Source organism: Streptomyces sp. NPDC003247, assembly GCF_042888135.1.
Classification (GTDB): domain Bacteria; phylum Actinomycetota; class Actinomycetes; order Streptomycetales; family Streptomycetaceae; genus Streptomyces.
On the sequence record NZ_JBIAPF010000019.1, the window covers coordinates 110,404 to 133,199 of the forward strand.

General features: G+C 73.3%; 24 protein-coding genes. 13 read left to right on the top strand and 11 right to left on the bottom strand.

Annotation, left to right across the window (positions count from 1 at the left end; genetic code table 11):
* Window positions 1-164: 164 nt before the first annotated feature.
* From ACFYWQ_RS40120 to ACFYWQ_RS40130, 3 genes are all read left to right on the top strand, one after another.
* Entirely contained in the window at window positions 165-1,763 is a 1,599-nt protein-coding gene (locus ACFYWQ_RS40120; RefSeq protein ID WP_389524653.1) for an ABC-F family ATP-binding cassette domain-containing protein, read from the top strand.
* 335 nt (window positions 1,764-2,098) lie between these two features.
* Window positions 2,099-2,320 carry a helix-turn-helix domain-containing protein gene (locus ACFYWQ_RS40125; protein ID WP_004002281.1) on the top strand — a complete coding sequence of 74 codons (222 nt, stop codon included), beginning with the start codon at window positions 2,099-2,101 and terminating at the stop codon, window positions 2,318-2,320.
* Between the two features lie 161 nt (window positions 2,321-2,481).
* The gene (locus ACFYWQ_RS40130) at window positions 2,482-3,285 is read left to right on the top strand and encodes an enoyl-CoA hydratase/isomerase family protein (RefSeq protein ID WP_389524656.1); all 804 of its coding nucleotides are present in this window, start codon (window positions 2,482-2,484) and stop codon (window positions 3,283-3,285) included.
* A gap of 207 nt (window positions 3,286-3,492) precedes the next feature.
* Here the strand turns inward: ACFYWQ_RS40130 and ACFYWQ_RS40135 are convergent, their stop codons facing one another.
* Window positions 3,493-4,236, bottom strand: a complete 744-nt coding sequence (locus ACFYWQ_RS40135; protein ID WP_389524658.1) for a nucleopolyhedrovirus P10 family protein — start codon at window positions 4,234-4,236, stop codon at window positions 3,493-3,495.
* A gap of 86 nt (window positions 4,237-4,322) precedes the next feature.
* Here ACFYWQ_RS40135 and ACFYWQ_RS40140 point away from each other — a divergent pair, with 86 nt between their 5' ends.
* From ACFYWQ_RS40140 to amaP, 5 genes are read left to right on the top strand one after another with little or no spacing between them, the layout of a single operon-like run.
* Complete coding sequence (locus ACFYWQ_RS40140; protein WP_389524660.1) at window positions 4,323-4,805, top strand: Asp23/Gls24 family envelope stress response protein; 483 nt, start codon at window positions 4,323-4,325, stop codon at window positions 4,803-4,805.
* 35 nt (window positions 4,806-4,840) lie between these two features.
* Window positions 4,841-5,026 carry a hypothetical protein gene (locus tag ACFYWQ_RS40145; protein ID WP_389524663.1) on the top strand — a complete coding sequence of 62 codons (186 nt, stop codon included), beginning with the start codon at window positions 4,841-4,843 and terminating at the stop codon, window positions 5,024-5,026.
* Window positions 5,023-5,442, top strand: a complete 420-nt coding sequence (locus tag ACFYWQ_RS40150) for an Asp23/Gls24 family envelope stress response protein (protein WP_389524665.1) — start codon at window positions 5,023-5,025, stop codon at window positions 5,440-5,442. The genes ACFYWQ_RS40145 and ACFYWQ_RS40150 overlap by 4 nt, the downstream gene beginning before the upstream one ends.
* Window positions 5,439-6,089, top strand: coding sequence for a DUF6286 domain-containing protein (locus tag ACFYWQ_RS40155; protein ID WP_389524668.1), 651 nt, complete (start codon window positions 5,439-5,441; stop codon window positions 6,087-6,089). The genes ACFYWQ_RS40150 and ACFYWQ_RS40155 overlap by 4 nt, the downstream gene beginning before the upstream one ends.
* Complete coding sequence (gene amaP, locus ACFYWQ_RS40160) at window positions 6,086-6,673, top strand: alkaline shock response membrane anchor protein AmaP (protein ID WP_389524671.1); 588 nt, start codon at window positions 6,086-6,088, stop codon at window positions 6,671-6,673. The genes ACFYWQ_RS40155 and amaP overlap by 4 nt, the downstream gene beginning before the upstream one ends.
* A 388-nt stretch (window positions 6,674-7,061) precedes the next feature.
* Here amaP and ACFYWQ_RS40165 read toward each other — a convergent pair whose 3' ends face one another.
* From ACFYWQ_RS40165 to ACFYWQ_RS40185, 5 genes are all read right to left on the bottom strand, one after another.
* A complete protein-coding gene (locus ACFYWQ_RS40165; protein ID WP_389524674.1) occupies window positions 7,062-7,817 on the bottom strand; it encodes an SDR family oxidoreductase in 756 nt (251 codons plus the stop codon).
* Window positions 7,818-7,822: 5 nt separating this feature from the next.
* Window positions 7,823-9,610, bottom strand: a complete 1,788-nt coding sequence (locus ACFYWQ_RS40170) for a glycoside hydrolase family 15 protein (protein ID WP_389524677.1) — start codon at window positions 9,608-9,610, stop codon at window positions 7,823-7,825.
* Between the two features lie 92 nt (window positions 9,611-9,702).
* Complete coding sequence (locus tag ACFYWQ_RS40175; protein WP_389524679.1) at window positions 9,703-10,494, bottom strand: SURF1 family protein; 792 nt, start codon at window positions 10,492-10,494, stop codon at window positions 9,703-9,705.
* Between the two features lie 48 nt (window positions 10,495-10,542).
* The gene (locus tag ACFYWQ_RS40180; protein ID WP_130437465.1) at window positions 10,543-10,776 is read right to left on the bottom strand and encodes a hypothetical protein; all 234 of its coding nucleotides are present in this window, start codon (window positions 10,774-10,776) and stop codon (window positions 10,543-10,545) included.
* Window positions 10,777-10,981: 205 nt separating this feature from the next.
* Window positions 10,982-11,980 carry a DEDDh family exonuclease gene (locus ACFYWQ_RS40185; protein WP_389524682.1) on the bottom strand — a complete coding sequence of 333 codons (999 nt, stop codon included), beginning with the start codon at window positions 11,978-11,980 and terminating at the stop codon, window positions 10,982-10,984.
* 217 nt (window positions 11,981-12,197) lie between these two features.
* On the opposite strand from ACFYWQ_RS40185, the gene ACFYWQ_RS40190 reads away from it, so the two are divergent.
* A complete protein-coding gene (locus tag ACFYWQ_RS40190) occupies window positions 12,198-12,920 on the top strand; it encodes a VIT family protein (RefSeq protein WP_389524684.1) in 723 nt (240 codons plus the stop codon).
* Window positions 12,921-13,129: 209 nt separating this feature from the next.
* Here ACFYWQ_RS40190 and ACFYWQ_RS40195 read toward each other — a convergent pair whose 3' ends face one another.
* Together ACFYWQ_RS40195 and ACFYWQ_RS40200 are read right to left on the bottom strand one after the other, a co-directional pair.
* Window positions 13,130-14,842 (bottom strand): CoA transferase, encoded by a 1,713-nt coding sequence (locus tag ACFYWQ_RS40195; protein WP_389524687.1) that lies wholly within the window; start codon window positions 14,840-14,842, stop codon window positions 13,130-13,132.
* Window positions 14,843-15,057: 215 nt separating this feature from the next.
* Window positions 15,058-16,587 (bottom strand): S8 family serine peptidase, encoded by a 1,530-nt coding sequence (locus ACFYWQ_RS40200; protein ID WP_389524690.1) that lies wholly within the window; start codon window positions 16,585-16,587, stop codon window positions 15,058-15,060.
* A 318-nt stretch (window positions 16,588-16,905) separates the two neighbouring features.
* Here ACFYWQ_RS40200 and ACFYWQ_RS40205 point away from each other — a divergent pair, with 318 nt between their 5' ends.
* The 3 genes from ACFYWQ_RS40205 (at window position 16,906) to moaA (ending at window position 20,045) form a co-directional block, all read left to right on the top strand.
* Window positions 16,906-17,262 carry a DUF485 domain-containing protein gene (locus ACFYWQ_RS40205; RefSeq protein ID WP_389524693.1) on the top strand — a complete coding sequence of 119 codons (357 nt, stop codon included), beginning with the start codon at window positions 16,906-16,908 and terminating at the stop codon, window positions 17,260-17,262.
* On the top strand, window positions 17,259-18,884 hold the full coding sequence (locus ACFYWQ_RS40210; protein WP_389524696.1) for a cation acetate symporter: 1,626 nt from the start codon (window positions 17,259-17,261) through the stop codon (window positions 18,882-18,884). Before ACFYWQ_RS40205 ends, ACFYWQ_RS40210 begins: the two co-directional genes overlap by 4 nt.
* A gap of 171 nt (window positions 18,885-19,055) precedes the next feature.
* On the top strand, window positions 19,056-20,045 hold the full coding sequence (moaA, locus tag ACFYWQ_RS40215; protein WP_389524698.1) for a GTP 3',8-cyclase MoaA: 990 nt from the start codon (window positions 19,056-19,058) through the stop codon (window positions 20,043-20,045).
* Window positions 20,046-20,056: 11 nt separating this feature from the next.
* Here moaA and ACFYWQ_RS40220 read toward each other — a convergent pair whose 3' ends face one another.
* The gene (locus ACFYWQ_RS40220) at window positions 20,057-20,293 is read right to left on the bottom strand and encodes a hypothetical protein (RefSeq protein ID WP_389524701.1); all 237 of its coding nucleotides are present in this window, start codon (window positions 20,291-20,293) and stop codon (window positions 20,057-20,059) included.
* A 187-nt stretch (window positions 20,294-20,480) separates the two neighbouring features.
* Window positions 20,481-20,900 (bottom strand): DUF3099 domain-containing protein, encoded by a 420-nt coding sequence (locus ACFYWQ_RS40225; protein WP_389524704.1) that lies wholly within the window; start codon window positions 20,898-20,900, stop codon window positions 20,481-20,483.
* A gap of 201 nt (window positions 20,901-21,101) precedes the next feature.
* On the opposite strand from ACFYWQ_RS40225, the gene ACFYWQ_RS40230 reads away from it, so the two are divergent.
* Window positions 21,102-21,383 (top strand): GlsB/YeaQ/YmgE family stress response membrane protein, encoded by a 282-nt coding sequence (locus tag ACFYWQ_RS40230; RefSeq protein ID WP_389524706.1) that lies wholly within the window; start codon window positions 21,102-21,104, stop codon window positions 21,381-21,383.
* 132 nt (window positions 21,384-21,515) lie between these two features.
* Here the strand turns inward: ACFYWQ_RS40230 and tyrS are convergent, their stop codons facing one another.
* The gene (tyrS, locus tag ACFYWQ_RS40235) at window positions 21,516-22,787 is read right to left on the bottom strand and encodes a tyrosine--tRNA ligase (protein ID WP_389524708.1); all 1,272 of its coding nucleotides are present in this window, start codon (window positions 22,785-22,787) and stop codon (window positions 21,516-21,518) included.
* Window positions 22,788-22,796: the final 9 nt, after the last annotated feature.

Consider the following 22,796-nt stretch of genomic DNA (forward strand, 5'->3'; position numbering starts at 1 on the left):
CAACGCCCCGGAACGGCGCCCCGCCAAGATCGAACACCCGAACCAGAAAAACTGGTTGCACAACCCCGTTAGACTGGCCCCCATGGCCATTCTCCTCGCGCATTAGACGGCGGGAACGTCCTCAGCCGCCCATCCCGCCAACGACCCCGCACAGGAGTCTGACCGTGATCTCCGCCTCCGGCATCGAGCTGCGCGCCGGTGCCCGCATCCTCATCGAGAACGCCTCCTTCCGCGTCGCCAAGGGCGACCGCATCGGCCTGGTCGGCCGCAACGGTGCCGGCAAGACGACCCTGACCAAGGTCCTGGCGGGCGAGGGCATCCCCGCCGGCGGCCAGGTCACCCGCTCAGGCGAGGTCGGCTACCTCCCGCAGGACCCCCGCACCGGCGACCTCGACGTCCTCGCCCGCGACCGCATCCTCTCCGCGCGCGGCCTCGACGTCCTGATCCGCAAGATGCGCGACAACGAGCAGCGCATCGCCAACGGCCAGGGCTCCACCCGCGAGAAGGCGCTCAAGCAGTACGAGCGCCAGGAGACCGAGTTCCTCACCAAGGGCGGGTACGCCGCCGAGGCCGAGGCCGCCACCATCGCCGCCGCGCTCAACCTGCCCGACCGCGTGCTCGGCCAGCCCCTGCACACGCTCTCCGGCGGCCAGCGCCGCCGGGTCGAGCTGGCCCGCATCCTGTTCTCCGACGCGGACACCCTGCTCCTCGACGAGCCGACCAACCACCTCGACGCCGACTCGATCGTCTGGCTGCGGGACTACCTCAAGACCTACCGCGGCGGCTTCATCGTCATCTCCCACGACGTCGACCTGGTCGAGACGGTCGTCAACAAGGTGTTCTACCTGGACGCCAACCGCTCCCAGATCGACGTCTACAACATGGGCTGGAAGCTCTACCAGCAGCAGCGCGAGGCCGACGAGAAGCGCCGCAAGCGCGAGCGCGCCAACGCCGAGAAGAAGGCCGCCGCACTGCATTCGCAGGCCGACAAGATGCGCGCCAAGGCCACCAAGACGGTCGCCGCGCAGAACATGGCCCGCCGCGCCGACAAGCTGCTCTCCGGCCTGGAGGCCGTCCGCCAGTCCGACAAGGTCGCCAAGCTCCGCTTCCCCGAGCCCGCACCCTGCGGCAGGACGCCGCTGATGGCGGAGGGCCTGTCGAAGTCGTACGGCTCGCTGGAGATCTTCACCGACGTCGACCTCGCCATCGACAAGGGCTCCCGGGTCGTCATCCTCGGCCTCAACGGCGCCGGCAAGACCACCCTGCTGCGCCTGCTCGGCGGGGTGGAGCAGCCCGACACCGGCAAGGTCGTCCCCGGCCACGGCCTCAAGCTCGGCTACTACGCCCAGGAGCACGAGACCCTGGACCCGGACCGCACGGTCCTGGAGAACATGCGCTCCGCCGCGCCCGACATGGACCTCGTCGAGGTCCGCAAGGTGCTCGGCTCGTTCCTCTTCTCCGGCGACGACGTCGACAAGCCGGCCGGCGTCCTCTCCGGCGGCGAGAAGACCCGTCTGGCCCTGGCCACCCTCGTGGTCTCCTCCGCCAACGTGCTGCTGCTCGACGAGCCCACCAACAACCTCGACCCGGCCAGCCGCGAGGAGATCCTCGGCGCGCTGCGCACCTACAAGGGCGCGGTCGTCCTCGTCACCCACGACGAGGGCGCCGTCGAGGCCCTCCAGCCCGAGCGGATCATCCTGCTCCCCGACGGCGTCGAGGACCTGTGGGGCTCCGACTACGCGGATCTCGTCGCCCTGGCGTGATCGAACGGGTGATCCACGGCGTATGGATCATTCGGCCTACCGGTGATCCATCATCTGTGTGAGATCTCCTCGTATCGAGGTGTGTCCTACACCCATCTCGCGGCCGATCCCTTTGTCGACAAGGGATCGGCCGTCGTGCGTCCCTGACCTGGCACTTCTCCGATGCACCCGTTCGGCCCCACGAACGCCGTCGTGCGGAATGACGGATTCCACTTGTGGGGACGTGCTCCTGTCGTCACAACCCTGTCGCACGGACCTTGCCGAATGGGTGGCCATCACGCCCCGGAGGGGTGATCATGAGGAGACCAGAGCGCACTTCCCATGAGGAGGCACGGGTGGCCGAGACTCTGAAGAAGGGCAGCCGGGTGACCGGCGCCGCGCGCGACAAGCTCGCGGCAGACCTGAAGAAAAAGTACGACTCCGGTGCGAGCATCCGGGCACTGGCCGAGGAGACCGGCCGCTCGTATGGCTTCGTCCACCGGATGCTCAGCGAGTCGGGCGTCACGCTTCGTGGGCGTGGCGGTGCGACGCGGGGCAAGAAGGCCGCCTCGTCCTGATCCCGGGCGGCCCACCGGCTTCGATGGTGGCCACCCGGTCGATCTCCCCCCGGGCCCGTGAGGGGCCCGGGGGATCCACGGACCGGCCGGGTGGTTACTGTGCAGTCACTTAGCGATGCTTCCCGCATCGCTCCGCGGACCGCACCCATCGGAGGCGCCCCATGGCTTCGCCCGACCAGGAACTCGCTCCCCTGCTCGACCAGGACGGCGTACGGCTCACCGTCGACGACGCGCTCGCCACGGTGACGCTGACCAACCCGGCCAAGCGCAACGCGCAGAGCCCCGCCATGTGGCGCGCGCTCGCCGAAGCCGGGCGCCGGCTGCCGGGCTCCGTCCGGGTGGTCGTGCTGCGCGGCGAGGGCAAGTCCTTCTCCGCCGGGCTCGACCGGCAGATGTTCACGCCCGAGGGGATCGAGGGCGAACCCTCCTTCATCGACCTCGCGCGCAGTGGCGACGCCGAACTCGACGCCGCCATCGCCGGGTTCCAGGAGGGCTTCACCTGGTGGCGACGGAACGACCTGGTGTCGATCGCCGCCGTCCAGGGCCACGCCATCGGCGCCGGCTTCCAGCTGGCGCTCGCCTGCGACCTGCGCGTCGTCGCCGACGACGTGCAGTTCGCGATGCGCGAGACCAGCCTCGGACTGGTGCCCGACCTCACCGGCACGCACCCCCTCGTCAGCCTGGTCGGCTACGGCCGGGCCGTCGAGATGTGCCTGACCGGCCGTTTCGTGCACGCGGAGGAGGCGGTCGGCTCCGGCCTCGCCACCGTCGCCGTGCCCGTGGCCGAGCTGGACACGACGGTGCGCGACCTGGCCGCGGCGATCCTGGCCGCGCCCCGGGACGCGGTCGTCGAGACCAAGGCACTGCTGCGCGGCGCCGGCGACCGCACCTACGACGAGCAGCGGGCCGCCGAACGCGCCGCCCAGGCCCGACGGCTGCGGGACCTGGCGGGCGTCGGCGAATGAACGGGCGGCAGGAGCCCACGGGCGCGCGGCCGGTGCGTGGGCGCGCGCCGGTGAATGGGCGTGCGCCAGTGCATGGGCGCGCGCCAGTGCATGGGTGCGCGGAGGTGAATGGGCGCGCACCGGTGGTCGAGCGTGCGCCGGGGTCAAGCTTGCGCCGGTGGTCGAGCGCGTGCCGGTGAGCGAGCGGGCGCCGGTGCGCGAGCGGGCTCAGCTCACCGCGGTGACCAGCACCGCCACCGTCGGCTGCTGATCCCGCAGCACCTCCGCGACCGCGCCGCGGACCTCCCGGGCCACGTCCAGGGCCCGATGGTCCGCCCCCACCCCGAACTCCACGCGCGCGTGGGAGCGCGACAGCGCGGCGGCCGTCCCGCCGCGCCGTGCCTCGATCCGCACCGCCCGTCCGAGCGCGGCCGTCAGCCCCGTCACCCCCGGCACGGCGAGGACCGCCGCGGCGACGCGCGCCTCGTCCCCCTCCCCGGCCGCCCCCGACAGCCGCAGGACGACCCGGCCGCCCGGCACGCCCTGCGGTTCCCGGCCGGCCGTGTCCTCCTCGCCCCGGTCGAGGAGCGCCGTCACCCGCAGGTCCACCTCCGCCACCTCCAGACCGAGCCGCTCCGCCGCGACCGTCGCCAGCGCCGTCCGCAGCCGGGCCGCGATGGCCGGCAGGGGCTCGGCGGCCTCCGCGGCGAAGCCCGCCGTCACCCGGAGCGGGCCCGGCGGCAGCGCGCTCGGCGGCGCCGGGACGGCCGGCTCGTACCCGCCCTCCGGATCGGCCGGCGCGATCCGCAGCACCCCCAGGCGCACGCCCGCCAGTCCCCCCACCGCCCGGCGCAGCACCACCTCCGCCGCGCTCTCCGCGATCCACGCGCCGTCCCGCGGCCCACCCAGAGGGAGCAGCCTGCCCAGGCCGAGCTGATCCCGTACCGCACGCGTCCATCTGTCCGCCGTCATTCCTCCAGCCTGCCGCATCCCGGCGCGCGCACGGGCAACCGCGCTTACCGTGGTCGAAGGAATACGACCGAAAAGGACGTACGGTGATGAGCGAGACATCGGAGCAGAACCGGACGCAGACCCCGGACGTGGGAACCGATCCGGCGCAGACCCGCAAGCCCACCAGGCGTGGCGGGGGCGCCCCGGGCAGCCGGGGCCGTACCACCATCGCCGACGGAGTCGTGGAGAAGATCGCCGGACTGGCGGCACGGGACGTCGTCGGCGTCCATGCCATGGGCAGCGGTCTGAGCCGCACCTTCGGCGCGGTGCGGGAGCGGGTGCCCGGCGGGTCGAAGTCGGTGACCCGGGGCGTCAAGGCCGAGGTCGGCGAGGTGCAGACCGCGCTCGACCTGGAGATCGTCGTCGACTACGGCGTCGCCATCTCGGACGTCGCACGCGACGTGCGGGAGAACGTGATCGCGGCCGTGGAGCGGATGACCGGCCTCGAGGTCGTCGAGGTCAACATCGCGGTGAGCGACGTCAAGCTGCCGGAGGAAGAGGAAGAGGAACCGGAGACCCGGATCCAGTGACACGTCCCCCGGGCGACCGGTGAGGGGAGACCACCTTGAGCATGGCCGTGGTCGGCTTGATCGCCGGCATGGCGCTGGGCTTCGCCGGGTATTTCGGCGGGTTCGGGGCTTTTCTGCTGGTGGCGGCGCTGGGCGCCGTCGGCTTCGTCGTCGGCCGGTTCCTGGAAGGGGACCTGGAACTCGGCGATCTGTTCCGCACGCGTGACGGCCGCCGCCGGTGACGTCCGTGAGCGAGGGCAACGACGCGCCCGGCCGGGGTCCGGACGTCGTCCCGCCGCGGGAGCGCGGCGCGACGCGGATCGCCGACCGGGTCGTCGCCAAGGTGGCGGCCCAGGCCGCCCGGGAGGCGGTGGGCCCGCTGCCGCCGGAGGCCGCGCGCCCGCACGCCACCGTCGTCGTACGCCCCCACTCCTCCCTCCGTCCGAGCGGGGGGACGCCCGTCGAGGCCGCCCACGTCAGCGTCCACCTCGAACTCGGCTATCCGGCCGACATCGGCCCGCGCTGTCACGCGGTGCGTCGTCATGTCACCGAGCGGGTAGGCGCGTTGGTGGGAATGGAGGTGCCGGAAGTCGCCGTCAGGGTCGAACGGCTGCATCCGACGGCGGCACACGGCGTGGCACACGGGAGGACGCGATGAGCGAGCCCCGGGGCTCCGAGGGCACCACACAGCGGCTGCCGGTCCTGGAGAAGACACCCGACGACCCACCGGAGACACCGGAGAGCGAGCCCGCTCCCGCGGCGAGCAGCGGCCGCTTCTGGTCGGCGCGCCGGGTCCCGGCGGCCGTCGTCGCCCTCGCGCTCCTGGGCCTCGCGGGCGCCTTCCTGTACGACATCGCCGCCGTCCGCGCCGACCGGCCCGCCCTCCAGGCGCGCCGGGAACTCGCCCGGCAGCTCGCCGAACGGCCCCTGGACGACACCTGGGTGCTCGTCGGCGCGGGCGGCGCCGTCGCCCTCGGCCTGTGGCTGATCGTCCTCGCGATGACGCCGGGCCTGCGCGACGTGCTGCCCATGCGGCGCAGCCGGCCGGAGGTCCGCGCCGGTCTCAGCCGCGGCGCCGCCGCGCTGGTGCTGCGCGACCGGGCCATGGAGGTCGCCGGTGTGCAGTCGGTGCGGGTCCGCGTCGGCCGCCGCAGGGCCGACGTCCGCGCGGTCTCCCACTTCCGGGACCTGGACGACGTACGCGCCGACCTGGACGCCGTGCTCGGTGACGCGGTCCGCGGTCTGGGCCTGGCCCGTCCGCCCGCGCTGAAGGTGCACGTGCGCAGGCTCGGCGGGAAGGGGTGAGGGCGGTGCTCAGGACGGTCGACCGGGTGGTGCTGGGGCTCGTGGGCCTCGTCCTGCTCGCCCTCGGCGGCGCGGTGCTGGCCGTCGGCCTGGGCGTCTCCCCGCCCTCCTGGTGGATCCACGACGGCCCCCACGACGTGCTCCTCAGCACCGCCGAGCGCACCCACTGGCGGGGTGAGGCCTGGTGGTGGCCGGCCGTGCTGGCCGTCCTCACGGTCCTCGTCCTGCTCGCGCTGTGGTGGCTGGTCGCGGTCCTGCGCCGCCACCGGCTCGCCGAGGTCCTCGTCGACACCGGCGACGGCGCGGGCGCCCTGCTGCGCGGCCGGGCCCTGGAGGGGGTCCTGGCCGACGACGCGACCCGTCTGGACGGCGTGGCCCACGCCCACGCCCACCTGACGGGCCGCAGGGACGCCCCCGAGGTCCGCGTCCGTCTCCTGCTGGAGCCGCACGTCGACCCGGCGGACGCCCTGCACCACCTGGCGGCCGAGTCCCTCACCCACGCGCGGGACTCCGCGGCGCTGGGCTCCCTCCCGGCGGAGGTCCGCCTGCGGACGGCCAGACACAAGGCCGAACGGGTGAGCTGAGCGGCCGCGGGGGACGGCGTGCCGGTCACCGGTGAGCCGACGTGGCCGGCCGGCGTCCCGGCGCACGGCTCCGCGGGCGCACCGCGCGCCTGGGGGCCGCGCGCCTGGGGGCCGCGCTGGGCAGCGCCCGGCGAAACCCGTGCGTCTCCTACCGGCCGAAGACGCGTGCCGTCCCGTCGGTCGGGGCCGGTGTGCTGTCCGGTCGGTCGGGAGGCGTGTGCCGTCCCGTCGGTCGGGGCCGGTGTGCTGTCCGGTCGGTCGGGAGGCGTGTGCCGTCCCGTCGGTCGGGGCCGGTGCGCTGTCCGGTCGGCGTGGCCGGTGTGTCGTCCTGCCGGTCGGGAGGCGCGTTGCCGTCCTGCCGCCCGGGGCCGGTGTGTCGTCCCGGTGGTCAGAAGCCGTGTCGCATGCCGCCGTCGACCGGCAGCATGATGCCGGTGAGGTAGGAGGCGCCCGGGGACAGCAGGAACGCCGCCGTCTTGCCGAACTCCTCCGGCCTGCCGTACCGCCGCAGCGGGATGCGGGACTCGTGGGCGGCCCGCGTGGCCTCCGGATCGGCCGACAGGGCGTCCAGTTCGCGCACCCGGTCCGTGTCGATCCGCGCCGGCAGCAGGCCCACGACCCGGACGCCCCGCGGTCCCAGCTCGTCCGCCAGCGACTTCGCGAACCCCGCGAGCCCCGGCCGCAGCCCGTTCGAGATCGTCAGCCCGGGGATCGGCTCGTGCACCGAACCGGACAGCACGAACCCGATGACACCACCGGCCTCCAGCTCGGCGGCGGCCGCCCGCGCGAGCCGGACCGCGCCGAGGAACACCGACTCGAACGCCGCCTGCCACTGCTCGTCGGTGTTGTCGGCGACGAACCCCGGCGGCGGGCCGCCGACGCTGACGAGCACGCCGTCGAAGCCGCCGAAGTGCTCGCGGGCGGCCGCGATCAACTGCGCGGGCGCCTGCGGGTCGGCGTTGTCGACGGCCACCCCGACCGCGTTCGGTCCCAGTTCCCGCGCCGCGTCGGCGGTGCGCTGCGCGTCCCGTCCGGTGACGACGACCTTCGCGCCGTCCGCGACCAGCTCGCGCGCGGCGGCGTTGCCGAGGCCGCGCGTGGCCCCGGTGACGACGTACACCCGGTCCTTCAGTCCAAGATCCATGGCCCCTATCCTGCCTCCTCGCCGCCGAACAGGGTGAGGGCGGTGTTGACCAGGCCGATGTGGCTGAACGCCTGGGGGTAGTTGCCGAGGTGGCGGCCGCTCACCGGGTCGTACTCCTCGGCCAGCAGCCCCACGTCGTTGGCCAGGCCCACCAGCCGCTCGAACAGCTCGCGGGCCTCCTGCGTACGGCCCGTCAGGTGCAGCGCGTCGGCGAGCCAGAACGAGCACGCCAGGAAGGTGCCCTCGTCGCCGGGGAGGCCGTCGACCGTGGTGCCGTCGGTGCTGTAGCGGCGGACCAGGCCGCCGTGGCCGAGCTCCGCGCGGACCGCGTCGACGGTGCCGACCACGCGTGGGTCGTCGGGCGGCAGGAAGCCGACGCGGGGGATCAGCAGCAGCGAGGCGTCCAGCTCGCGCGAGCCGTAGGACTGGGTGAACGTGTTGCGCTCGGCGTCGTAGCCCTTCGCGCACACCTCGCGGTGCACCTCGTCGCGCAACGCCCGCCAGCCCTCCAGGTCGCCGCGGAGCCCGGGATGGCGTTCCAGCGCGGTCACGGCCCGGTCGGCGGCCACCCACACCATCACCTTGGAGTGCACGAACTGACGGCGGCCGCCCCGCACCTCCCACAGCCCCTCGTCCGGCTGCCGCCAGTGCTCGCCCAGCCAGGTCATCAGCGAGCACTGCAACGACCATATGTGCGGTTTGGGTGACATGCCCGCGGCGCGGGCGAGGGACAGGGAGTCCATGACCTCGCCGTAGACGTCCAGTTGCAGCTGGTTCACGGCCCCGTTGCCGATGCGTACGGGCCGGGAGTCCAGGTAGCCGGACAGCCAGGGCAGTTCGCACTCGGGCAGCCGGCGCTCGCCGCCCAGCCCGTACATGATCTGAAGGTCCGCGGGGTCGCCCGCGACGGCGCGCAGCAGCCAGTCGCGCCAGGCCTCGGCCTCCTCCTGGTACCCGGCCGCCAGCAGCGCGCCCAGGGTGAGGGTGGAGTCGCGCAGCCAGCAGTAGCGGTAGTCCCAGTTGCGCAGCCCGCCGATCTCCTCCGGCAGGGAGGTGGTGAGCGCGGCGACGATACCGCCCGTCGGCACGTACGTGAGGGCCTTCAGCGTGATGAGGGAGCGCACGACGGCGTCCCGGTGCGGTCCGTCGTAGCGGCAGCGGGCCGACCACGCCTGCCAGTCCTCGACGCTGGACCGCAGCGCCTCGTACGGGTCGACGAGAGGCGGCCGCGCGTGGTGCGAGGCGTGCCAGGTCAGGACGAACGCCACCGACTCGCCCTCGGCGACGGTGAACTCCGCGTGCGTGCCGAAGTCCTCGCCCCACGTGCGCACGGCGGGTTCGCTGCGGAACCAGACCGCGTCCGGTCCGGCGACCGCCACCCGGTGGCCGTCGACCCGGCGCATCCAGGGGACGACCCAGCCGTAGTCGAAGCGCAGCCGCAGTGTGGAGCGGACGGTGACCCGGCCGCGCAGGCCCTGTACCACGCGGACGACGTCGGGGGCGCGGTCGCGCTGCGGCATCAGGTCGGTGACGCGGACCGCGCCCTCGTCCGTCTCCCACTCGGTGTCCAGGACGAGGGTGTCGGGGCGGTACGCGCGCCGGGTGCAGGGGCCGTCGACCCCCTTGGGCGCGATGCGCCAGTGACCGTTGCGCTCGTCGCCGAGGAGGCGGGCGAAACAGGCGCCGGAGTCGAAGCGGGGCAGGCAGAGCCAGTCGACGGAGCCGTCCAGGCCGACCAGCGCGGCGGTCTGTTCGTCGCCGATCACGGCGTAGTCCTCGATGCGGGGGTGCACGGGGTGCGGGTTCCCGGCTCGCCCCGGGGGCAATCAGGGCTGCGGCCGGGGGAGTGAGACGCGGTCCGTGGCGGCCGTGCCGCCGGCCCCGGCTACACCGTCGCCGGTTCCGTCCGGTCGGTCTCCTGCCGGGCCGCCTGGGTCCGGTCCCGTCGCTCCCGGCGGACCAGGATCACCCAGCCGACGGGCACGCCCGCGGAGAACAGCCACCACTGTATGGCGTAGGCGTAGTTCAGCGCGGCGTCCTCGTCGCCGGGCTTGCCGATCAGCTCCGGGGTGTCGCCGCGGGGCTCGGGCGCGGTCTGCACGACGTAGCCGCCGAGCACCCGGGCGCCGAGGCGCTCCGCCTCCTGCTCACTGTTGATCAGCATGACCTGCCGGTCCGGCAGCCCGTCGAGGTTCTTGATGCCGCTCGCCTCGGTCGTCTCGTCGGGCATCAGCCGCCCGGTGACGGTGATCGTGCCGGTGGGGGGTGCCGGGACCTTCGGGAACTCGGTCTGGCTCGCGCCGTCGGCGGGGATCCAGCCGCGGTTGACCAGCAGCACCGTGCCGTCCGTCAGGACGAACGGGGTGAGGACGTGGAAGCCGACCTCCTCGTCCGCGTTGACGCGTCGCCGGACCACGACCTCCCGCTCGGGGTCGAAGCGGCCCTCCGCCGTCACGGTGCGGTACCGCTCGCCGGTGGTGACGGTGTGACCCGGAGCGGTCAGCTTCTCCACGGGCACCGGGTCGGCGGTGAGCGCGTCGGAGACCAGCTGGTTGCGGGCGGTGCGCTCCTCGTAGCGGTGCATCTGCCAGAAGCCCAGCCTGATCATCGTGGGGATGAGGAGGAGGGCGACCAGCGTGAGGATCACCCACTGCCGGGACAACAGGAAGCGGTACACCCCACGACCGTACCTCCCGGGCCGTGGGGTGCCTCGGGCAGGGGGCGCTCAGACGCGGTCGACGATGCCCACCTTCCCCTCCGCCCGCGCGCAGTGCGCGCCGCAGTACCAGTGGCCCTCGACGTCGACACCCTGACCGATGATCTGGACACGACAGTGCTCGCAGATGGGGGCCATGCGGTGGATCGCGCAGGAGAAGCAGTCGAAGACGTGCACCGCGCCCTGCGCGTGCACCTCGAAGGTCATGCCGTAGTTGTTTCCGCAGACTTCACAGGTCGCCATGGGCCACAGGGTGGGCGGTCGCGGTGGCGCGGGCGAGCGGGCGGCGGGCGAGTCGTGCGGCAATCACCCGTACGTACGGGTCGCGGCGAGGCGGCCGGCGGCCCCGCCCGGCCTCCCGGCGGGGGCGTCCGCAGGGGTCACCCGTCCGCAGGGGTCACCCGTCCGTGACGGTCACCCGTCCGTGCTGGTCACTTGTCCGTGTCGGTCACTCGTCCGCGGGCTCGACGTCCCGCAGCAACTGCCCGAAGGCGGCCTCGTCGATCACCGGAGTCCCGAACTGGCGCGCCTTGACCACCTTCGACGTGCCCGAGTCGGGGTCGTTGGTGACCAGCAGGCTGGTCAGCCGTGACAGGCTCGTCGCCACGTGCAGCCCCGCCTCCGCCGCACGGTCCTCCAGCAGCTCGCGGTCGACGGACGTGTCGCCCGAGAACGCCACCCGCATGCCCTGCTTCAGCCTTTTCCCGTCTTCGTACCGGCCGGGGTTGGGGTAGGGGCATACCGGGCGTTTCCGGGACGGACGCCAACTGGTCGGTCGATAGTTTCCGTAACCGCCCGAACCTCCCGGCTGCTGCCCGATCCTGGGCGCGGGCCGGTCCTGCCACTCCGTCAGCGGGCGGCACTCGTGCAGCGGCAGCCGTACGCCGCCCGCCGCCGCGGCCCGCAGGCTCGGCCGGAACGCCTCCGCCAGCACGCGCGCGTCGTCGAGCGCGTGGTGCGCCCGCCGCTGGACCACGCCGAAGTGGGCCGCCAGCGACTCCAGCTTGTGGTTGGGCAGCGGCAGGCCCAGCTCCTTCGAGAGGGCGATGGTGCACAGCCGCTGCTTCACCGGGGCCTCGCGCTCCGCGCGCGCGTACTCCCGGGCGATCATCTGCCAGTCGAAGACCGCGTTGTGCGCCACGAGCACCCGGCCCGCGAGCCGCGCCGCGAACTCCTCGGCGACGTCACGGAACACGGGCGCCCCGGCCAGGGCGTCGCTCGTCAGACCGTGGATCCACACCGGGCCGGGATCGCGCTCCGGATCGACCAGCGTGTACCAGTGGTCCTCGACCTCACCGCGCGCGTCCAGCCGGTAGACGGCGGCGGAGATGATCCGGTCGTCGCGGGCCAGGCCGGTGGTCTCCACGTCAACGACCGCGTACCCCTGGGGATACGCGGCCGGCCACTCCGTGGCGGAGGGCGCTGTGGTCGTGCGGTCTTCGAGCATGGTCCCTGAGGATACGGGCCGCCACTGACACCCCGCGCACGTGTCCCCGCCCGGCCCCGGCCGCCGCCACACGCGCGTGCGGGACGAAGCCGGACGGAAGGTGCCCGCGGCGCACGGCAGTTCGGCCGGTCCGCCCGGACGGGGTGTCACACCCCGTCACGCGCGCGTGGAGCGTCGGTACGGTGCGGGCGGCGCCCGGGGTGCGATCCTCCGACCTGTGACGGAACCCACGCCGGAACCTCCCGGGGGCAAGGCCCACGACAGCACGCTCGGATCCCGCCTCAACTGGCTGCGCGCCGCCGTCCTCGGCGCCAACGACGGCATCGTCTCCACCGCCGGTCTCGTCGTCGGCGTGGCCGGTGCGACGGGCGACCGCTCGACCCTGCTCACGGCCGGCCTGGCCGGACTGCTGGCCGGGTCGATGTCCATGGCGGCGGGGGAGTACGTCTCGGTGTCGACGCAGCGGGACTCCGAGAAGGCCGCCCTCGCCCAGGAGAAACGGGAGCTGCGCGAACAGCCGGAGGCGGAGCTGGAGGAACTGACCGTACTGCTGGAGGAGCGGGGCCTGAGCCGGCCGGTGGCCCGGGAGGCGGCCGTCCAGTTGACCCGGCGGGACGCGCTGAGGGCCCACGCGCGCGTGGAGCTCGGGATCGATCCCGACGACCTCACCAACCCCTGGCACGCGGCCTGGGCCAGCTTCCTCGCCTTCACGGTCGGCGCCCTGCTGCCCCTTCTGGCGATCGTGCTGCCACCGCCGGACCGGCGGCTGCCGGTGACGGTGGTCTCGGTGCTGCTCGCCCTCGCCTGCACGGGATGGACCAGCGCCCGGCTGGGCGCGGCGCGACCGCGGCGCGCGGTGGTGCGGAACGTCGGCGGCGGGGCCCTGGCGATGGGGGTGACGCACGCGGCCGGGATCCTGCTGGGGGCGGCGGGGGCGTGAGGCCGGGGCGACGGACCACCGCCCACCCTCCGCCGGGCCGCTCGGCTTGCCGTGGGTGCGGGTGGTGCGGCCGGGCCGGGCCGCTCAGCTTGCCGTGGGTGCGGGGCGGTGCGGCCGGGCTGGGCGACTCACTCCCCTGGGTGCGGGCGGTGCCGCAGGACCGGGCGACTCCCCCCCCGGGCGCGGGCGGTACCGCCGGGTCCGGCCGCTCACCCCGCCCAGCGTGCCGGATCCGCCCCCCAGGGTCCCGGCGGCACCGCCCAGTCGACCGGCCCGCCGTCGAAGGACACCGGCGGGAGCACGTACCGCAGCCGCCCGAGCCGACTGTCGGCCTCGGCGAGCCGGACAGCGGACTCGCCGCGCGCGGGCTCGGGGGGCCGAGGGACGGGTTCGTCGTGCGTGGTCTCGGGGAGTCGGGGTGCGACTTCGTCGTAGCCGATCTCGCGGGGGCCGGGCGCGACTTCGTCGTGGCGGGCGTCGGCCCCGCCCTCGGCCGCTGAGGCGGCGTCGGCTCCTGCGCCGCGCGCCGAGGTGGCGTCGCCCCTGCTCCGGCCCGCTGAGGCGGCGTCGGCTCCTTGCCCGCCCGCCGAGCCGGCGGCGACCCTGCTCAGGCCCGCCCTGGCGGCGTCGCCCCCGCCCGCCGAGCCGGCGTCGGCCCCTTCTCTACCCGCCAAGTCGGCGTCGCCCCCGCCCGCCGACGCGGCACCGCCGTCCACGCCGCCCGGCCGCGCCCCCTCCGTCAGCCAAGCCGCCGTGCGCGCCAGTGACAGTCGCAGGACCCGGCCGCCGCCCTGCGCCGACCGGTCGGTCAGCGCGCGCAGGACCGCCGCCGCCAGGAGGTACCCGGTGCCGTGGTCGAGCGCCTGGGCGGGCAGTGCGCCGGGCCGACCGTCCGTCCCCTCGACGGCAGCGATGCCCGTCGCGGCCTGGACGAGGCTGTCGAAGCCACGCCGCCCGCCCCACGGCCCGTACGCCCCCCACGCCGACAACTGCGCCACGACCAGCCCGGGCCGGCGCTCGGCCAGTGCCTCGGGGGAGAGGCCGAACCGGTCCAGGGCCGCGGGCCGGTACCCCGTGACGACGACGTCCGCCGTGGCGAGCAGTTCCTCGAACGTCCGCCGGTCGACACCGAGATCCAGGACCGCCGACCGTTTCCCGAACCCCGTGTCGGCGTGCTGGTCGGGGAGCTCGGGCAGGTGGGGCGCGTCGACGCGCAGGACGTCCGCGCCCAGCAGCGCGAGGGTGCGGGTGGCGACCGGGCCGGCGATGACCCGGGTCAGGTCCAGCACGCGCAGTCCGGCGGCCGGCAGCAGGGGAGTGCCGTCGAGGTGCGGCAGCGCACGCGCGGGCGCGGTGTCCAGCGATTCGCTCTCGACGAGCGGCCGGCGGGCGACCTCCGCCGCCTGCGGGTGCGCGGCCCACTGCGCGGGCGTGCGCAGCGCCACGGCCAGGCCCGAGGCGGCGGTCACCGTCTCCTCCACCTCCAGGGCGGAGCGCCCGGCGAGGGCCGCCTCGACGGCGGCCGGACCCGCACCGCCGGGCAGGTCCAGCGCCCGCAGCAACCGCTCACGATGGTGCGGGTAGTTGGCGTGCGTGCGCACCCATCCGTCGGCCGTCCGCCAGAACCGCGACAGCGGCGCGAAGGAGACGGGCGCCCGCCCGTCGACCAGCAGATGGCGCTCGCTGACGAACGCGGTGGCCACCGCCCCGTCGTCCACCCGCACCCGCGGCACCTCGGTGAGCCCGGCCCGTACCGCCGCGAGCTCGGCTCCGGCGAGCGCGCACGCGCCGACGCAGGCCCGCGCCAGTTCCCGTACCGGAAGCCGGGAGGGGAGGACGCCCTCCCGCGGCAGGGTCGTCACGCGCGCGAGGAGGGCGGGGCGGCCGCCCAGGTCCGCCCAGGCGGACGCGATATCCATCATGACCGCACTATGCATCACCGACTGGAGCCGACCGGAGCCGACCGGAGCCGACCGGATCACCACAGGAACCCCTCGCAGCCACCCACCGACCCACCGACCCACCGGCCCACCCGCCCACCCGTCCGTCCGGACCCGGGCCGGACCCGGGCCGGGCGGGGTCCGGGCGGGGCCGGACGGGACCCCCGTCCGGCCCCGGGAGAGCCCCGGACCTCCGGCTACTGCACCGCGCGCAACGCGTTCACGACGCCGAAGCCGAAGAACCCGTTGAGCCGCGTGCCGCCCGCGCACGTGGCGTCCACCACGCCGTCACCGTTGCCGTCGTACGGCTCGGCCGGGCACCCGGGGTTGTCCGCCTGCGCCTTGAGCAGCGCCTGCAACGTCGCCGGGGACGCGGACGGGTACGTCGACTTCAGCAGCGCCGCCACACCGGCGACGTGCGGGGACGCCATCGAGGTGCCCTGGAGGAAGCCGTACGCGTTGTTCGGCATCGTCGACAGGATGCGGCCGTTGGCCGACGGGGTGTCCGGGACCTGGTACCGGTCGCCGCCCGGAGCCGCGACGTCGACGACGCCCAGGCCGTAGCTGGAGTAGTACGACTTGGTGCCCTTGACGCCCGTCGCGCTCACCGTGACCACGCCCGGCAGCTGGGTCGGCACGTCGAGGCAGGTGTGCGGGTCGACCGTCCGCGTCACCGGCGTGGAGTCGTCCGGGCTGCTGGAGTCGACGACCTCGTCGGCGTCCAGGTCGTGGTTGGAGTTGCCCGCGGAGGCGACGTTGAGCGTGCCCTTCCGCTGGGCGTACAGCTGCGCCCTGTTGACCGCGTCGACGATGGCCCGCTGGTCGGGATCGTCCAGGCAGTTGTACAGCCACGGGTCCACGTAGTAGCTGTTGTTCGTGATCTCGACGCCGTGGTCGGCGGCGAACACGAAGGCGCAGACGACGTTCTCCGGGTAGAAGAGGCCGTCCACGGGGTCGCTCACCTTGATGCTGGCGACCTTCACCCCGGGCGCCACACCGGCCACGCCGATGCCGTTGCGGGCCGCCGCGATCTCACCGGCGACGTGCGTGCCGTGGTAGTCCTGCGCGGTGTACGGGCGCCAGGCGCCCTCGGAGGTGTCCGCGACGCCGCCGACGCAGTTGGCCGACTGGGACGCGGAGAAGTTCGGGGCGAGGTCCGGGTGGGTGTCGTCGACGCCGGTGTCGATCACGGCGACCGTCACCTTCCTGCTGCCCGGGTCGATCTCGGCGGCCTTGTCGGCGCCGATCGCGCGCAGGTCCCACTGGTCGGCCTCGAGGGGCTCGCTCTCGCCCGCCGCCGCCGACGCGCTCGCGGTCCTCGCGGCGTCCGCCTCCGACAGCAGTTGCGCCGCGCCCTCGTCGGTGGTGCCCGCCGGGCTCAGCGGGGCGGTACGGGTCGCACCCGCCGACTCCACCCCGCGCACCGCGCGTATCGTCGCGCCGAAGCCGGGGTCCGCCGAGCGCGCGACGAGCACGCCGATCCGGTCGTACGCCACGGTGACGGTGCCGCCGGCCGCGGTGATCGCCTCCTTCACCGACCCGATCGTGCGGTGGTCCACCCTCGTGTTGACGACGTACGTCAACGTGCCGGCGTCGGCCGCCTCCGTGGCGGAGGCCGTGACCGGGGCCGCCGCGGCCGCCGTCGGCAGGAAGCCGAGCGAGGCGGTCAGCGAGAGCACGACGGGCACCGCGAGGGCGAGACGGCGTCTGGACGGCAGATGAGCCATGGGGTCTCCACATCATCCGGGAACAGGACCGCCCGGGACACAGGTCGTGTCTGGGCAGGTACATGACGCATGGTGCTGGGGTGAAGCTATCTTCCTGACTCGCCGGCCAGCAATGACCCACGGCCACGACTTCTCCGGAAACCTCCCCGCGGCCCCGGCCGACATCCCGGAACGGCCCCCGGAACAACCCCCCGACGACTTCCGAAACAACCCGATCGAGTTGAACCGCGGCTTGCGCGCCGCCGTGACCTTGGGCAGGGAGCCCGAGGACGATCGAGCCCCCCGGTACACCCGCCGTCCGCAACGCGAGGAGACTCCGTGGCCACCGATGCACCGCCCCCCTCGAAAACCCAAGCCCGACTCCCCTCCACCGAGGAGTTCGTCGCGGTGCAGGAGAGCGCGGAGTTCGGTGAACTGCGCCGCTCCTACCGCAGCTTCGCCTTCCCGCTGACCGTGGCCTTCATCGCCTGGTACCTGCTGTACGTCCTGCTGTCCAACTACGCGGGCGGCTTCATGGGCACCAAGCTGTTCGGCAACGTCAACGTCGCCCTCCTCTTCGGCGTCGCCCAGTTCGCCACCACCTTCCTCATCGCCTGGTGGTACTCGCGGCACGCCGCCGCGAAGCTCGACCCCCAGGCCGAGGCCATCAAGTCCCGGATGGAGGGCGGCGCATGAGCCCCGCACAGCACACCTTCCTCGCCGCCAACGAGGCCAGCGAACACCGGCCGCTGATCATCACCCTGTTCGCCCTCTTCGTCGTCGCGACCCTCGTCATCACCGTCTGGGCGGGCCGCCAGACCAAGGACGCCGCCGACTTCTACGCGGGCGGCCGCCAGTTCAGCGCCTTCCAGAACGGCCTCGCGGTCTCCGGCGACTACATGTCGGCCGCGTCGTTCCTCGGCATCGCCGGCGCCATCGCCCTCTTCGGCTACGACGGCTTCCTCTACTCGATCGGCTTCCTCGTCGCCTGGCTGGTGGCCCTGCTCCTGGTGGCCGAGCCGCTCAGGAACTCCGGCCGGTACACCATGGGCGACGTGCTGGCGTACCGCATGCGCCAGCGCCCGGTCCGCACGGCGGCCGGCACCTCCACGATCGTCGTCTCGATCTTCTACCTGCTGGCCCAGATGGCGGGCGCCGGCGTCCTCGTCTCCCTGCTGCTCGGCATCACCTCCGACGCCGGCAAGATCCTCATCGTCGCCCTCGTCGGCGTCCTGATGATCGTGTACGTCTCCATCGGCGGCATGAAGGGCACCACCTGGGTCCAGATGGTCAAGGCCGTGCTGCTCATCGGCGGCACCCTCCTGATCACCTTCCTGGTGCTGCTGAAGTTCGACTTCAACATCTCCGACCTGCTCGGCAAGGCCGCAGAGAACAGCGGCAAGGGCGCCGCCTTCCTGGAGCCCGGCCTCCAGTACGGCGCGACCGGCACCTCCAAGCTGGACTTCATCTCCCTGGGCATCGCCCTGGTGCTCGGCACGGCCGGTCTGCCGCACATCCTGATCCGCTTCTACACGGTCCCCAACGCCAAGGCCGCCCGGAAGTCGGTGAACTGGGCGATCGGCATCATCGGCGGCTTCTACCTGATGACCATCGCGCTCGGCTTCGGCGCCGCCGCCCTGATCTCCCAGGACGAGATCATCGCCTCCAACCCGTCCGGCAACACGGCCGCGCCCCTGCTCGCCCTCCACCTGGGCGGCGTGGACTCCACCTGGGGCGCCATCCTGCTGGCCACCATCTCGGCGGTGGCCTTCGCGACGATCCTCGCGGTGGTCGCCGGCCTGACCCTCGCCTCGTCGTCGTCCTTCGCCCACGACATCTACGCCAACGTCATCCGCAAGGGGAACGCGACGGAGAAGGAGGAGATGAAGGCGGCCCGCTGGGCGACCCTCTTCATCGGCATCGTCTCCATCGGCCTGGGCGCCCTCGCCCGCGACCTCAACGTGGCCGGCCTGGTCGCCCTCGCCTTCGCGGTCGCCGCCTCCGCCAACCTGCCGACCATCCTCTACAGCCTGTTCTGGAAGCGGTTCACCACCCAGGGCGCCCTCTGGTCGATCTACGGCGGCCTGATCGTCGCCGTCGGCCTGGTGCTGTTCTCGCCCGTCGTCTCCGGCGACCCCAAGGCGATGTTCCCCGACGTCGACTTCGCCTGGTTCCCGCTGAAGAACCCCGGCATCATCTCTATCCCGTTCGGCTTCCTGATGGGCTGGCTCGGCACCGTCCTGTCCAAGGAGGAACCCGACGCCGGCAAGTACGCGGAGCTGGAGGTGCGGTCCCTGACCGGCACCGGCGCCCACTGACCCGCCCCCCCCCGCAGCGGCCGCGCCGCAGGGCACCTAGGAGGTCCCTACGACGCGGCCGCGTCCTACGTCGTGGGATCGGCGGCTGACCTTGTCGGTCCGGTCACGTAGGCTCGCAGACGACGGACCACACGCGATCCGCTCCGAGCGCTACGAGGGAAGGGGGCCCACGTGCTCATCGACACCTACGGCCGCGTGGCCACCGACCTGCGGGTCTCTCTGACCGACCGGTGCAACCTGCGGTGCACGTACTGCATGCCCGAGGAGGGACTCCAGTGGCTGGCCAAGCCGGACCTCCTCACGGACGACGAGATCGTCCGCCTGATCGGCATCGCCGTGACCACCCTCGGCGTCGACGAGGTCCGCTTCACCGGCGGTGAGCCCCTGCTGCGCCCCGGCCTCGTCGGCATCGTCGAGCGGGTCGCCGCCCTCACCCCGCGCCCCCAGATGTCGCTGACGACCAACGGCATCGGCCTGAGGCGCACGGCGACCGCCCTGAAGGCGGCCGGCCTGGACCGGGTCAACGTCTCCCTCGACACCCTCCGCCCCGACGTCTTCAAGACCCTCACCCGCCGCGACCGCCACAAGGACGTCCTCGAGGGACTCGCCGCCGCCCGCGAGGCCGGTCTGACCCCGGTGAAGGTCAACTCCGTCCTGATGCCGGGGCTGAACGACGACGAGGCCCCCGACCTGCTGGCCTGGGCCGTCGCCCACGACTACGAACTGCGCTTCATCGAGCAGATGCCCCTCGACGCCCAGCACGGCTGGAAGCGCGACGGCATGGTCACGGCGGGCGACATCCTCGCCTCGCTCCGCACCCGCTTCGACCTCACCGCGGAGGGCGAGTCCGCGCGCGGCTCCGCCCCGGCCGAACGCTGGCTGGTCGACGGCGGCCCCCACCGCGTCGGCGTCATCGCCTCCGTCACCCGCCCGTTCTGCGCGGCCTGCGACCGCACCCGCCTCACCGCCGACGGCCAGGTCCGCACCTGTCTCTTCGCCCGCGAGGAGACCGACCTCCGGGCCGCCCTGCGCTCCGGCGCACCCGACGAGGAGATAGCCCGCATCTGGCGCCTGGCGATGTGGGGCAAGAAGGCGGGCGCGGGCCTCGACGACCCGTCGTTCGTCCAGCCGGACCGCCCCATGTCCGCGATCGGCGGTTGACCGAGCACCCCTCAGGAGCCCTGGGCCCCGTCGGCCTCCTCGGGCGCCCGCCACTCGTCGAACCTCACGACGTCCTTGAGGAACCCCCGCACCCCGAGGAACTGCGACAGGTGCTCCCGGTGCTCCTCGCAGGCCAGCCAGGTCTTGCGCCGCTCCGGCGTGTGCAGTTTCGGGTTGTTCCAGGCGAGGACCCACACGGCGTCGGCACGACAGCCCTTGGCGGAGCAGATGGGGGTCTCTTCACTCACTGGTTCGTCCCACAGGTGCGGTGAACAAGGCGACGCCGAGCAGCCACGGGGGGAGCTGCCCGGCGTCGGTCCGTCGCTCCGACGGGGGATGCGGAGCGCGTACGCAGTATGTCACGGGTGACCGGCCGTACGGCACTGGAACAACATGATGGATCTGAGCTTTTCTTGAGCTTGGTCCACAGCGGGCTCATGGGGTGGCGCGTGGCCGCCGCTCCGTCGGACCGCCGTCCGCGGGCTCCCGGGCGGATTCCGCGGAGGGCTCCTCTTGCGGACCGGACACCCCGGAACCGTCTTCCGCGGGCGGCGGGGTCAGCACCGGCCGCCCGGGCGTGGTCACGAACGTCGACGGCAGTCCCGGCGCGTTCTCCCGCCCGGCGTTGGCGATCACCACCGCGACGTACGGCAGGACGCCCCCCAGGATCAGCGCCACCACGGCCACATGCCGTTCCACGTTCCACAGCACCGCCGCCAGGATCACCGACAGGGTGCGGATCGCCATCGAGATCACGTACCGCCGCTGCCGGCCGCGCACGTCCTCCTGGAGCCCCTGACGGGCTCCGGTGATCCGGAACACCTGGACGTTGCCGGCGCCGTTCTGCTTCCGCATCACATTCCACCATCCGACCGCATCGAACTCTCCCCGGCACCCACGGTACGCCCGGCCCCGACCGCCTTCGAGGCCGGGTCGCTCCCCGCCCGGGCGGACTTTCTGCGCCGTACCCCGTACGGCCGTGTCCGACATGCGCCGTACGGCGTACGAACCCAGACTGGGTGCAATGCTCACGTCGAGCCGTACGAGGAGGCAGCCATGGGCTGGTTGTGGGCGATCATCGTGGGATTCGTACTGGGCCTGATCGCCAAGGCGGTCATCCCGGGCAAACAGCACAGCCCGCTCTGGCTGACCACCATCTTCGGCATCCTGGGCGCGATCGTGGGCAACGCCGTCGCGCGCGGCTTCGGCGTCGACGAGACTCCCGGCATCGACTGGAGCCGCCACATCTTCCAGCTGATCGCCGCGATCGTCATCGTGGCCTTCGGCGACATGCTGTACATGGCGACGCTGGGCAAGCGCAAGCACCGCACCACCTGAGGCGCGAGCACCGCCCCGCACCACCGGGGACGGCAGTGAGACGGGAGCCGTACGAAGGGACGCGCCCCCCGGAACACATGCTCCGAGGGGCGCGGGGGCCGGGCCGGCCGGCGGTGGGCGCCGGCGAACCGGTCAGGCGGCCCCGGTGACCTCCACGGCGGCCAGGTTCTTCTTGCCCCGGCGCAGCACCAGCCACCGCCCGTGCAGCAGCTCCCCGGCGGCGGGCACGGCGTCCTCCGCGGTGACCTTGACGTTGTTCACGTAGGCGCCGCCCTCCTTCACCGTCCGTCGCGCGGCGGACTTGCTCGCCACCAGGCCGACCTCGGCGAACAGGTCCACGACCGGCCCCAGCTCGGCGACCCGCACGTGCGGCACCTCGGAGAGGGCCGCCGCCAGCGTCCGGTCGTCCAGCTCCGCCAGGTCGCCCTGACCGAAGAGCGCCCTGGACGCGGCGATCACGGCGGCCGTCTGGTCGGTGCCGTGCACCAGCGTCGTCAGCTCCTCCGCCAGCGCGCGCTGCGCGGCCCGGGCCTGCGGCCGCTCCTCCGTCTGCCGCTCCAGCTCCTCCAGCTCCGCACGGGAGCGGAAGGACAGGATCCGCATGTACCGCGAGATGTCCCGGTCGTCCACGTTCAGCCAGAACTGGTAGAACGCGTACGGCGTCGTCATCTCCGGGTCCAGCCAGACGGCGCCGCCCTCGGTCTTGCCGAACTTGGTGCCGTCCGCCTTGGTCATCAGCGGCGTCGCCAGCGCGTGCACGGAGGCGTCCGGCTCCAGCCGGTGGATCAGGTCCAGGCCGGCCGTGAGGTTGCCCCACTGGTCGCTGCCGCCCTGCTGGAGCGTGCAGCCGTGGCGCCGGTAGAGCTGGAGGAAGTCCATGCCCTGGAGCAGCTGGTAGCTGAACTCGGTGTAGCTGATGCCCTGGTCGGACTCCAGGCGGCGGGCCACGGAGTCTTTCGTCAGCATCTTGTTGACGCGGAAGTGCTTGCCGATGTCGCGCAGGAACTCGATCGCGGACAGCCCGGCCGTCCAGTCGAGGTTGTTGACCATCACGGCCGCGTTCTCGCCCTCGAAGGAGAGGAACGGCTCGATCTGGCCGCGCAGCCGGTCGACCCAGCCGGCGACCGTCTCCGGGTCGTTCAGCGTGCGCTCCGCCGTCGGGCGCGGGTCGCCGATCAGGCCGGTCGCCCCGCCGACCAGGGCCAGCGGCCTGTGCCCGGCCTGCTGGAGCCGGCGCACGGTGAGCACCTGCACCAGGTGCCCGACGTGCAGGGACGGCGCGGTCGGGTCGAAGCCGCAATAGAACGTGACGGGACCGTCCGCGAGCGCCTTGCGCAAAGCGTCCTCGTCGGTGGACAGGGCGAACAGCCCGCGCCACTTCAGCTCGTCGACGATGTCCGTCACGGTTCTCGT

Bases quoted from the DNA above. Each gene is read 5' to 3' on its own strand.
- ACFYWQ_RS40210 (WP_389524696.1), top strand. From the start codon at position 17,259: ATGAGCCCCGCACAGCACACCTTCCTCGCCGCCAACGAGGCCAGCGAA.
- ACFYWQ_RS40130 (WP_389524656.1), top strand. From the start codon at position 2,482: ATGGCTTCGCCCGACCAGGAACTCGCTCCCCTGCTCGACCAGGACGGC.
- ACFYWQ_RS40155 (WP_389524668.1), top strand. From the start codon at position 5,439: ATGAGCGAGCCCCGGGGCTCCGAGGGCACCACACAGCGGCTGCCGGTC.
- ACFYWQ_RS40180 (WP_130437465.1), bottom strand. From the start codon at position 10,776: ATGGCGACCTGTGAAGTCTGCGGAAACAACTACGGCATGACCTTCGAG.
- ACFYWQ_RS40165 (WP_389524674.1), bottom strand. From the start codon at position 7,817: ATGGATCTTGGACTGAAGGACCGGGTGTACGTCGTCACCGGGGCCACG.
- ACFYWQ_RS40200 (WP_389524690.1), bottom strand. From the start codon at position 16,587: ATGGCTCATCTGCCGTCCAGACGCCGTCTCGCCCTCGCGGTGCCCGTC.
- ACFYWQ_RS40140 (WP_389524660.1), top strand. From the start codon at position 4,323: ATGAGCGAGACATCGGAGCAGAACCGGACGCAGACCCCGGACGTGGGA.
- ACFYWQ_RS40225 (WP_389524704.1), bottom strand. From the start codon at position 20,900: ATGCGGAAGCAGAACGGCGCCGGCAACGTCCAGGTGTTCCGGATCACC.
- ACFYWQ_RS40195 (WP_389524687.1), bottom strand. From the start codon at position 14,842: ATGATGGATATCGCGTCCGCCTGGGCGGACCTGGGCGGCCGCCCCGCC.
- ACFYWQ_RS40135 (WP_389524658.1), bottom strand. From the start codon at position 4,236: ATGACGGCGGACAGATGGACGCGTGCGGTACGGGATCAGCTCGGCCTG.
- ACFYWQ_RS40185 (WP_389524682.1), bottom strand. From the start codon at position 11,980: ATGCTCGAAGACCGCACGACCACAGCGCCCTCCGCCACGGAGTGGCCG.
- ACFYWQ_RS40230 (WP_389524706.1), top strand. From the start codon at position 21,102: ATGGGCTGGTTGTGGGCGATCATCGTGGGATTCGTACTGGGCCTGATC.